10 protein-coding genes are annotated in these 11,301 nt (G+C 38.8%); 4 read left to right on the top strand and 6 right to left on the bottom strand.

The annotated features are described in order from the left end of the window. Nucleotides 1–395: RNA methyltransferase (locus LC574_RS08320; protein ID WP_229452802.1), on the top strand; the 395-nt coding region annotated here is incomplete at its 5' end. A gap of 86 nt (nucleotides 396–481) precedes the next feature. Further along, nucleotides 482–784 (top strand): DUF1816 domain-containing protein, encoded by a 303-nt coding sequence (locus LC574_RS08325; protein WP_229452803.1) that lies wholly within the window; start codon nucleotides 482–484, stop codon nucleotides 782–784. Between the two features lie 89 nt (nucleotides 785–873). Here LC574_RS08325 and LC574_RS08330 read toward each other — a convergent pair whose 3' ends face one another. The 5 genes from LC574_RS08330 to LC574_RS08350 form a co-directional block, all read right to left on the bottom strand. Beyond that, nucleotides 874–1,743 (bottom strand): alpha/beta fold hydrolase, encoded by an 870-nt coding sequence (locus LC574_RS08330; protein ID WP_229452805.1) that lies wholly within the window; start codon nucleotides 1,741–1,743, stop codon nucleotides 874–876. A gap of 379 nt (nucleotides 1,744–2,122) precedes the next feature. Then, the gene (locus LC574_RS08335) at nucleotides 2,123–2,530 is read right to left on the bottom strand and encodes a hypothetical protein (protein ID WP_229452807.1); all 408 of its coding nucleotides are present in this window, start codon (nucleotides 2,528–2,530) and stop codon (nucleotides 2,123–2,125) included. 12 nt (nucleotides 2,531–2,542) lie between these two features. Continuing rightward, entirely contained in the window at nucleotides 2,543–2,851 is a 309-nt protein-coding gene (locus tag LC574_RS08340) for a hypothetical protein (protein ID WP_229452809.1), read from the bottom strand. Between the two features lie 76 nt (nucleotides 2,852–2,927). Continuing rightward, a complete protein-coding gene (gene truB / locus LC574_RS08345; protein WP_229452810.1) occupies nucleotides 2,928–3,812 on the bottom strand; it encodes a tRNA pseudouridine(55) synthase TruB in 885 nt (294 codons plus the stop codon). 315 nt (nucleotides 3,813–4,127) lie between these two features. After that, nucleotides 4,128–5,447, bottom strand: a complete 1,320-nt coding sequence (locus LC574_RS08350) for a sensor histidine kinase (protein WP_229452811.1) — start codon at nucleotides 5,445–5,447, stop codon at nucleotides 4,128–4,130. Between the two features lie 709 nt (nucleotides 5,448–6,156). Between LC574_RS08350 and LC574_RS08355 the strand changes: the two genes are divergently transcribed. Then, nucleotides 6,157–7,125: a terpene synthase gene (locus LC574_RS08355; protein WP_229452813.1), complete on the top strand. Its 969-nt coding sequence runs from the start codon at nucleotides 6,157–6,159 to the stop codon at nucleotides 7,123–7,125. Nucleotides 7,126–7,330: 205 nt separating this feature from the next. Next, nucleotides 7,331–8,731, top strand: coding sequence for a cytochrome P450 (locus LC574_RS08360; protein ID WP_229452815.1), 1,401 nt, complete (start codon nucleotides 7,331–7,333; stop codon nucleotides 8,729–8,731). Between the two features lie 150 nt (nucleotides 8,732–8,881). Here LC574_RS08360 and LC574_RS08365 read toward each other — a convergent pair. Beyond that, the coding region (locus tag LC574_RS08365) for an ATP-binding protein (protein ID WP_229452817.1) at nucleotides 8,882–11,301 on the bottom strand (2,420 nt) is incomplete at its 5' end.

Genomic DNA, 11,301 nt, shown 5'->3' on the forward strand with positions numbered 1-11,301 from the left:
GAAGGGCATCTGGGATTACTTCCACTGTGATGAAAGTAGCAGCAGGCGCTTTAGAAAATTTTGCTGTAGCTAGAGTTGTCAACCTCGGCCGCGCCTTAGAAGAATTAAAATCAGCTGGCTTTTGGATTTACGGCACTGCTGCAAGTGGAAGCGAACCTGTGCATACAGTCAATTTCACTGGCCCAATCGTTTTGGTAATTGGCTCAGAAGGCGAAGGTCTGAGTATGTTAACTCAACGCTCCTGTGATTTCTTAGTATCGATTCCTCTACACGGTAAGACTCCTAGTCTCAATGCTTCTGTAGCAGCAGGTATGACACTTTATGAAATTTATCGCCAGCGATCGCTAAATACCCTGCACTTAGATAAATTACAAAAAACCTCTTTGAAAAAATAACCGTAACAGAGTATAAAGAAATGTAAAAGATAATAAAGCAAGATATCGTTTAACACCCTGTAGACGTTTATAAATTGGCGAAAACTATGAAAACCATTTGGCATAACCTCAAGGAAGTGTTAATTAACACATTCGACTTCATTGGCTTGGCTTGGTGGGTAGAGATTGTGACGCAAAATCCCCGTTGCACGTACTACTTCGGGCCATTTCTAAGTTCTTCTGATGCAAAATTGTCAAGCATTGGATATATAGAAGATTTGGAGATCGAAGGAGCGCAGGGAATTTCTGTGAATATCAAGCGCTGCAAACCTAATACCTTAACAATCGCTGAAGACTTGGGGGAAAGATTTGACCGCAAAGTAAAGCCTGTCTTTAGCGGTCAGATTTAAGTTAAGTTAGGCCAGAGTCAACATAATTCGTAATTTGTAATTCGTAATTCGTAATTTGTAATTGCGAGTTTTAATTACGAATTATTTGCTCAAGAGTCAAAAGCCCGTGGACTATTGACTACAATTACCTGCGGATGAACTTCGAGCCAATGGTCAATGTCATTCAGCACCTGCTGGGGGACTTCCCACGGAAAAAGATGGGCGGTGTTGGGATAGCACTGCCATTGACAATTGTTGAGGTGTTGAGCAGTTTCTAAGCTGGAATCAGATGTGATATGGCGATCTTGCTCACCAGCAAGTACTAAACTAGGACATTGTATTTGTTCCAAAGCTAGAAGTCGGTTGTATCCCGATTGAATTTCACTATAGAGGGCGCGAGTCGCAGCAGGAGAGGTTTGCAAATAAGCTGGTACTGCATCAGTGGCGATGTACTTGTAAGTGGTAAATGTATGTTGTTGGATTAAGTAGCGAAAAAGCGATCGCTTGCCAAAAGTTTCAATATTCCATTGCCAACTCGGTTTTATATAGTTTATTAGGGCAGCAACGCCAGTATACAAATTATCCTGCCAAGTGATAGGAGGATGACTGCCACGGGGTTTTGCGGCTGTCGCCACCAAAATCAGCCCTGTAATCCGCTCTGGCAAACGTAATGCCAGTTCCATTGCCAGAATGCCCCCAAGTGACCATCCTAATACTAGGCACTTTTCAATCTCAAAGCGGTCTAGCAGCGCTTCTAAATCAGTCAAATGGTCATTCATATCAAAATTGCCATTCCAGCGACTTTTGCCGTATCCACGTAAATCAGGGGCAAAAGTTTTATAACGTTTTGATAAATGATTGGTAAAGACAGATAGACTACGACCAGTACCAGGATGACCGTGTAAGCCCAGAATGGGGAATCCTTGACCTTGGATGTAGACATTGAGACGTGCAGCAGTTGTGGTATAGCGATCGCTCATTACTCGTCGTTCTCCTGTCTAGCGATCGCTTCTATCGTTGTCATATTCGCTTCAGCCCTTTCTGCTGTCCGCTCTAGAATTGCCTTAATTCGATTTGGTCTTTCTGTCATAATAGTTCGTTATATTATTTTTCTAATCGTGTCCTACGGCTAGCTGCCAAGCATTGCAGTGTTCGATTACAGGGGTGCATCCCAGTTTTTATTTTGCTCTTGAGAATAACTGTCATAGCGAACGCGAGTGCGTCTCGTAGAGAGGAGGAACGACGAAGCAATCTCATGGACTCGTTTTGACCTGAAGAATTTTGCGATTGCTTCGTTCCTCGCAATGACATGTAAAAAAGTGGGATGCTCCCCGATTACAGTTCAAGCTGCTACAGTATTCAGGTGTGAGGAAGTTTGATATCCAAAAAAGGGGAATTAATATCTAAAAGCCAATTTTCATCTACAAATCCTAGATTTTCATCATAGACAAGAAGCAACTCACCAATTTTTTGAGCGTTATGACTTGGCTGATCTACAGCATCAATACCAGAGACTGTGAAGACAAACTTTAGCTTTAGAAAGCGTTTTTTGTGAGTAAAGCCAATAGAACTGCTAACTAATTCTGTTTCGAGGATACGAGGCAAAGTAATTATTTCATAATATTTATCTTGTTCATCCCAGTAGCCGCAAACTTTATAATCACATACTTCGAGATGTTCTAGAACTAGTCTACGGGCATCTAAGTTTTCTAAGATTTCAGTCAAATCCCGCCATACTGGGTGATTTTTTAATTCTAGTCTTGTCATACTTATTCTGCACTAATGTTCTGTTACCAAACCTGGAAAGTGCAACACACCATCAATAAACTTTGCATGAAACCGCCTATCGCCGCCTTTACCTAACACTTTTGATTTCAAATCGTACCCCTCTTCTTGGGAAGCAACAAGCCCAGCATTAGCGCGTGGCGGAACTTGCCCTTTCTCAATCGCTTTTAAATGTTTCCCATTATGGTCATATTTTATTCCCAGTTTTATTTGCTCTTGGCTAAAGGAAACTAGCAAATCACTCGTTGTTTGATATGTGATATCAGATTCAATATCTGCCCAACTATTGGGTAGAGCTACCATTTAATTTACTGTTGATGATAATTTTACACATTCTGACCAAATGTGTTTAAATTAAACCCTTTAGCTTATCACAGTTTTAAGAAATCGGTTCATAAACCATTTGGGGAATTAACACTTCATCTTGTAATTGCCCAATACCTAAAAAGCGAGTCTCTTCATCATAAACTCTAACTATTTCAGAAACATCGAAAGTTAGAGAAATTCGCTGACCTTGACACCATTTTTGAGCAGATGCTATTGGTAAAGCAACAGATGACAAATGTTGTAAAGCTGCATCTGGACAAATCGGTTGAAATATTCCGGCTTGCAGTTTAGTTTCTAAGTCGGTCAAAGTGAGACTATCTGTTAAATCGAAACCACTGCTTTGGGTACGAATCAAAGCTGCAAGAGTGCCACCAGTTTCTAAAATTGCACCTAAATCACGAGCGATCGCTCTAATATATGTACCAGATCCACAGGCGATCGCCACATCCAATTCGGGAAAATCCCCTTCTCTCCAGTCTAAAATATCTATCTGAAAAACTTCCACTGTTCGCACTGGAACTTCCACCGTTTTACCTTGGCGTGCTAAATCGTAGAGACGTTTCCCATCCACTTGAATTGCACTGTAACTCGGTGGTATTTGCTCAATCTTGCCTTCAAATTGTGGTAATACGCTTTTCACCTGTGCCAAATTCAATCCAGCACAAGGTTGAGAAGTGATGATTTCACCTTGTAAATCATCGGTTGTGGTACGCACACCCAGGCGAATGGTGGCTTTGTAAGCTTTGTTTTCTGGCAGATATTGCAATAATCTTGTGGCTTTACCAAGAGCGATTGGTAAAACTCCTGTAGCAGATGGATCTAAGGTTCCCGCATGTCCTACACGTTTGAGGCGCAACAATTTTCGCACCCGCGCTACACAGTCGTGGGAAGTCCAGTCAAATGGTTTGTTTAAGTTGAGAAAACCTTGAAGTAACACAAAATCTATACTTTTACCCTTTTCTATCTCAAATACTCATCTAATGCTCAAATATCTTAATTTCAGCATTCATTTAAGCATAAATATAAAATCATACTCATAAAATGCTCACTCTCTCAACCCCGTTATCGGGGAAAGGGGAATAAAAGTATATCTCTATCCTATATCCTCAGAGTTCTCTAAGTATTACTCCAATAACTCCAAATATAGCAATCCAAAATCATTCGTGAAAAGTTAGATCCCCGACTTCTTAAAGAAGTCGGGGATCTGGACACTGAGAATTTTCACAAATCAGATAGGATTGCTATATGATTTTCAAATGGAAAGCTTAATGATGAACTCTGAACCTTGTCCTGGTGTTGAATTTACTTCTAGAGTTCCTCCATGTTTCTCGACAATAATTTGACGAGCAATTGATAACCCTAATCCTGTGCCTTGACCCACAGGCTTGGTGGTGAATAAATGGTCAAAGATTTTTTGCTGGACATCAGGTGACATTCCCACGCCATTATCTTTAATCCGAATCAAAATATGTTTTTTGTTTTCAGTGAGGCTAGTTTGAATCAAAACTTGATTGGGATTTGCTTCAATTTCAATATAGGTGCGCCCTACATTAGACTCCTCTAAAGCATCAATAGCATTAGCTAACAAGTTCATAAATACCTGATTTAGTTGTCCGATAAAGCATTCTATTTCTGGCAAATTACCGTAATCTCTAATTATCTGAATATCGGGACGATCTTCGGATGCTTTTAAGCGATGTTTGAGAATCATGATTGTGCTGTCAATGCCATCATGAATGTTGCAATAAACTTTGCGATCGCTATCTGCTCGAGAAAAGGTTCTTAGACTAGTACTAATGTTGCGAATGCGCTGAACACCCTCTTTCATTGAGGAAATTAAGTTAGGTAGATCGACAAGCATATACTTTAAATCTATTGCTGCAATTTCCTCTTGAATTTCTGGAACCGGATTAGGATAGTGCTGCTGATAGAGATTAATCAGGTTAATCATGTCTTGGAAATATACTGAAGCGTGTCCGAGATTGCCATGAATGAAACCAACTGGATTATTAATTTCATGAGCAACTCCTGCTACTAATTCACCAAGGACAGACATTTTTTCTATCTGTACAAGCTGAAGTTGAGACTCTTGTAAGTCTTTTAATGCCTTAGACAACGCTGCTGTCCTTTCTGCAACTCGTTTTTCTAAAGTTTTTGTGAGATTTCGTAATTGAAGATGGGTTTGAATTCTAGCTAATAATTCTTCTTCATGAAAGGGCTTAGTGATGTAATCAACTGCCCCTATATTTAGACCTTTAACCTTACTCTCAGTATCAGAATCAGCCGTCATAAAAATTACTGGAATATCAGAAGTAGCTAAGTTTTCTTTCAATCTTTTACAGGTTTCAAACCCATCTATTCCCGGCATCATTACATCTAATAGAATCAAATCAGGGAGTCTAGACTCAATTTGCTTAATTGCACTTTCTCCATTATTATCTGTAATAACGTCAAAACCTATGTTAGTTAATATGTTAAAGACAATTTCTAAATTTGTAGTAGTATCATCTACCACTAAAATCAAACTATCTTCTGGTAAATCAAGCATTTTTATATCTGTCTTGTAATTCATGTATTTAAATGAATTTAACTCCTTGTTACTTATTCAGTGTTGGCTTTGCGATCGCAGCTAAGTCACTTTTATTTTATTAGCGGGCTGACTGATAAATTTATAGCCTAACAATCCTATAGTTCCCAAAAACTCTGACAACAGCAACATTCTCACACTAAATTGCTCTATGCGACCACGGGGGCGATCGCTACAGTATGAACATGAACCACCAATCTTAACTTTGAGTACACCTGAACATCCTCTTTCATCAAGGCGATTGGCTTTAAATTAGTCATTATTACCCTTGTTTTTTGAAAAAAGTAGTGTTAATTCAGAACAATATTGCTACTGAACAATATTTTTAATGAAGGCGATCGCTCTGAAGTTAGTTATTAATACTCTTGTTGTTTGAGACAAGTAGTGTCTTTTTTGTAAAAATAAAATTACTGCTGCTGACCTCTCACTGACTTTGTAAGTTTGTTATCTGTATTTATCCTGAACACACATTTACGTAAATAATATTTTTTTTGAAAAATATTAATCCAGTATGATTCCGGATATCTTTTTAAGAAAAAACAATCACAATAAACAGTTAAGTACTGGAAAGTTTATATATTTTTAAATATCAAGATTGTGGCGTAAATATAATTTACACACTGGAGAAAAATTGGTATTTAAATAATTTATTTCCAAAAATTGATGTTGTAGATTTTGAATAACTATATTGGTTATGGAAAAATTAATTTCTTCAGATTTATACTGCCCTTTTTCATCACAAATCAATAAAAATATTGATTTTCTGGAAGAATACAGTCTTGAATGGGTACTTGGTTTCAATCTTCTGGCAAATGAATCATCTTATCAGCGTTTCTGCAAGTCTAAATTTTTTTTGATGGCAGCTACTACTTATCCCTATTGCAACTTTCAAGAACTGAAGATAGCAAATGACTGGTTGAGTTGGCTATTTATTTGGGATGATCAATGCGATCTATCAGAGTTGAAAACAAAACCTGAATCTCTAAAAGCTATTCACAAGAGATTCTTAGAAATATTGAACGGGGCAGAAGTTACAAGCCACGATATACCTCTTAGTCATGCTTTAAGTAACTTACGAGAGCGGATGCTTGAAAAAGCAAGCGTGAAATGGCTAAATTATTTTCTCTGCGGCTTTGCGAAATATTTATACGGTTGTTTTGAGGAAGCAAATAACCGTGTATATGGGATTGTACCCGATACCGACACTTATATTACAATGCGTAGGTTAAGCGCAGGCGCAGATGTTGCCTTGCCATTAATTGAATTTTGTGATCAGTTGATAATTCCTGATTTTTTACGAAAACGGGATATTTTTAAACAACTTAATGAGATTACAAATAACCTTCTTGGCTGGTCTAATGATATTTTTTCATTATCTAGGGAATTGGCAACTGGTCATGTTCATAATTTAGTATTTGTACTACATTATCAGCACAAAATTCCTCTAGAAGAAGCAATGAATCGTGCTATAGAAATGCATGATTGTGAAATAAAAAAATTGATATATTTGGAAGCAAATATTCCATCTTTTGGAGAAGAGATAGATGCTGATTTTGCAAAATATATATTAGGAATTCATGCTTGGATACGTGGCAACCTCGATTGGTATTCCTTCACGGCTCGCTACAAAACTGTAGAAATGCTCGAGCTAGCTAAATATTAATTAAAGATTATAGCTGACAAATAAAAAAGGAAAGTTGGATTGGCTCTCTCGCTCCTTCATCAGTTCCAATCAATACAACTATGTTGATTATATTGGTTGGGCTTTTACTTTTTAAAGGTCACTATGAAATTTTGATTTTAATGCCACAGCAGAAAGAAGCAATATAACCGTTATCTCATGATATCTCCTTACCCCTTTCCATTAAATGCAACTACCTAATCCTCTAAAAACCCCTTCTTTTCTCCAAAAGCTTCAATGGGTTGCTGATCCTGTTCGGTATATGGAAAAAGCTGCTCAACAGTATCCCGACATTTTTACTGGTAAGATAATTGGTTTTGGTGACACTGTAGTATTCGTGAACCATCCCCAAGCAATCCAGGAAATTTTAACCAACGATAGAAAGAAATTTGCTGCTGTCGGCAAGATGAACAAAATTGGAGAACCCTTAGTAGGGGAATATTCAGTTGCCTTACTAGAGGGTACTCGTCACAAACAACAGCGACAACTTGTGATGCCTGCTTTTCATGGAGAGCGAATGCAAGCCTATGGTCAACGGATCTGTGGTTTGTGTACAAAAGTTTTTAATCAGTTACCACTAAATCAGCACTTCTTGGCTCGGAACTTAACACAGGAGATAACCCTACAAATCATTTTACAGGTTGTCTTGGGCTTGAATGAGGAAGAAAAACTTCAAAAACTTAAGCATTTATTGCCGCAGATGTTGGATCTTTTTCGGTCACCTTTGAGTTCTAGTTTATTGTTTTTCTCATTCTTGCAACAGGATTTAGGAGCTTGGAGTCCTTGGGGAAAGTTTCTGCGCGATCGCCAGCAAATTGATCAATTGATCTATGCTGAAATTAGCGATCGCAGGGAGCAAAATGATTCAGAGCGCAACGATATCTTATCGATGCTGATATCAGCACAGGATGACACTGGTCAACCAATGACAGATCAAGAGTTGCGCGATCAGTTGATGACTCTAATCGTTGCCGGATATGAAACTACAGCAACAGCAATGGCTTGGGGATTGTATTGGATTCACCAAAAGCCCCTAGTCCGTGAAAAACTACTTCAGGAACTGGATACCCTCGGTGATTCTCCAGATCCCATGAGCATTTACCGACTACCATATCTAAGTGCTGTCTGTAATGAAACCTTGCGAATTCACCCCGTTCTAATGTTCTCTTTTCCCAGAGTAGTGCAAGAACCTGTAGAACTACTGGGACATCCTTTAGAGCCTGGGACTGTAATGCTTCCGAGTATTTATCTCATTCATCAGCGTGAAGATTTATATCCCCAACCGAAGGAGTTTCAACCAGAGCGCTTTTTAGAACGGCAATTTTCTCCCTACGAATTTCTACCCTTTGGTGGTGGTGTCCGTCGTTGTATTGGCGAGGCTTTGGCTATATTTCAAATGAAGCTAGTATTAGCAACTATTCTGTCACGCTATCAGTTAGAGCTAGTTGATCGACGAAGAGAACGGCCTGAGCGTCGAGGTTTTACCCTTGCGCCAGCCAGTGGAGTCAAGATGGTAATTAAAGGGCAACGTGCGCGTCAACAAGAGACAGTTCTTACTCCCTTTTCCCTGTCCCCTGCCTCTTACTGACTTCTGCCTTGCGGCACTAGTGGTCTGTCCCATTAATTTTGAGAGGTAAGAGAACGAACCACGAAGACGCGAAGTACACGAAGGAAGAGGTAAAGAAGAGAAGTTTAACAACTAATTCACCTAGCAAAACTAATGGGACAGACTACTAGTCTAGATATCTGACTGTTGCATTGGTATCTCAATCACAAACTCAGTCCCCTCTTTTAATGTGGAATCACAGGTTAAACTACCCTTGTGTTTGTCCACGACAATCTGATAGCTAATCGACAACCCCAACCCCGTGCCACTTCCTACCGGCTTGGTGGTAAAAAATGGGTCAAATATTTTCTGCTGCACCGCTTTTGTCATGCCAGAACCGTTATCGGCAATCCGAATTATCGCCGTATTAGAATCTGTTAGTTCAGTAAATATGTGAATTTGTCCTACCCTACGAGAAGCCGATGATGCGTCTATGTCTTTTATTATTTGTTCTTTGTGATTTACCAATGATGGATGATCAATGACAAATGAATCTTCTAAAGCATCAATCGCATTACTCAAGATATTCATAAACACCTGATTTAGTTGACCAGGATAACAAATAACTTCCGGTAATTTTCCGTATTCTTTGATAACTTCAATTTCAGGAAGACCATTCTTTTCTTTAAGGCGGTGTTGTAAAATCATTAAGGTGTTGTCTATTCCCTCATGAATATCTACACGCTTCATCTCAGATTCATCTAGGCGAGAAAAGTTGCGTAAGCCCAAAACAATATTCCTAATCCGCGAACTCCCCATTTTCATTGAATCTAGAATCTTTGGCAAGTCTTTTACTAGAAAATCTATGTCAATCTCCTCAGCTTTATCCTCAATTAAGGGCGAAGTCTGGGGATATTCTTGCTGATAAAGAGCTATTAAATCTAGCAAGTCTTGGACGTACTGACTAGCATGATTAATATTGCCATGAATAAAGTTAATGGGGTTATTGATTTCATGGGCAATTCCTGCCACCATTTGTCCCAAAGAAGACATTTTTTCACTTTGAATCAATTGGATTTGGGTACGTTGCAATTCCTGTAGAGTTTGTTGTAAACAGTGATTTTTATCATTTAGTTCCTGCGTTCTTTCCTGGACTTTTTCTTCTAAAGTATGGTTGTAATCTTCCAAGCTTTCTTTAGCTTGCGCCAAATTTTTGTAGAGGATAGCATTCTCTAGAGATATTGCTGCTTGAGTGGTGAGAAGTTTGAGAACTTCTACGCGATCGCGTGTAAATGCTCCTGTCGTCAGATTATTTTCTAGATAAAGAATCCCAATCAATTTACCTTGATTTAGAAGAGGTATAGACAACAAACTTTTAGGTTCTTCAGTAATAATGTAGCTATCACTTGCTAAAAAATGAACAGTATTTGTATCATCAATAACCAAGATTTCTCTGGAACGTTTAACGTAGTTAATCAAAGTAATAGGAACATCGTAGCTTAACTCAAGGCAAGTTGATGGAAACTCAGTGTAGGTATGATCAAAATGCGAATTGGAACACACCACTGCGACAGTTAATGCTAAGTTATCACCTTCACTCAAAATTAAAGCGCATTTAGAGGCTCCTGCATTCTCCATAACAACTTGCATTAAAGTAGAAAGTAGTCGCTCAAGCTCGATTTCCCCAGAGAGGGCTTGAGATGCTTTAATGAATGCGGCTAAATCCAGAGAGTCAGAAATACTTTTCTTCGAGCCAATAACAGTTTGTTGATCGCTTAAGGTAGGTAAAGATGATATAGAGATGTTATTGACAGAAGTGCTTTCATCGCTAGAATGGATACTCAGTTTTTCTTGCTGGAGTATAGGAGTAAGTAATTGGGGATAGCGTTTTGTTAAATCGTTAACTTTGGCTAACGCTCCCCAATGAATGTAGCCATAGTAGGCATCAGTTAGGTAGGTTTGGGCAATCTTTTGTTTGCCCCGTTCTAGATAAAATTTAGCGGCAAGTTCGTTGGCAAGAGCTTCTTCGTTGATATACTCATATTCTTTAGCAAAGGCGATCGCGCGATCGTAATTATCCATTGCCTCTATATATTGATCGAGAACTCGATGCCGCTCTGCCTCAACCAAATAAAACTTATGCAAATAATTCATCGGGGCATGATTTGCCCAGTGCTGCATCTTTTCTTGATTGACAACAACCTTGTTTAGGATTTGTTTTTGTTCAGATTCTTCAACATCAGAATAAACCGCTAGTCTAGCTAGTGAATCATAAAAATGGAAAATAGGAAAAACTAATTGTCCTATGCCACCATGCAAATAATTTTCTGCCAAGCTAGCATTTTCAACCGCTTGAGAGTATTTCTGAAATAAGCAACAGAGATGCAGTTTAGTTAAATACAAATATAACAGTCCCATGCTATCGTTTGCTTCAAGGTGAGTCGGCAACATTTTCTCTTCATCGTAGGCTTCACCAATTAAAAGATGCGGATTTTCCGCAGTACCTATCAAGTTCAAGACACTCTGCCGATAAATCGCGCTCCAGTTAAATACTGTTTCTTGCTTGATTTGACCGATCGCACTGTTGTAAATTGCCATCTCCTGTTCCAGTC

The sequence above is a fragment of the Nostoc sp. CHAB 5715 genome, assembly GCF_020829685.1.
Taxonomy (GTDB): Bacteria; Cyanobacteriota; Cyanobacteriia; order Cyanobacteriales; family Nostocaceae; genus Nostoc.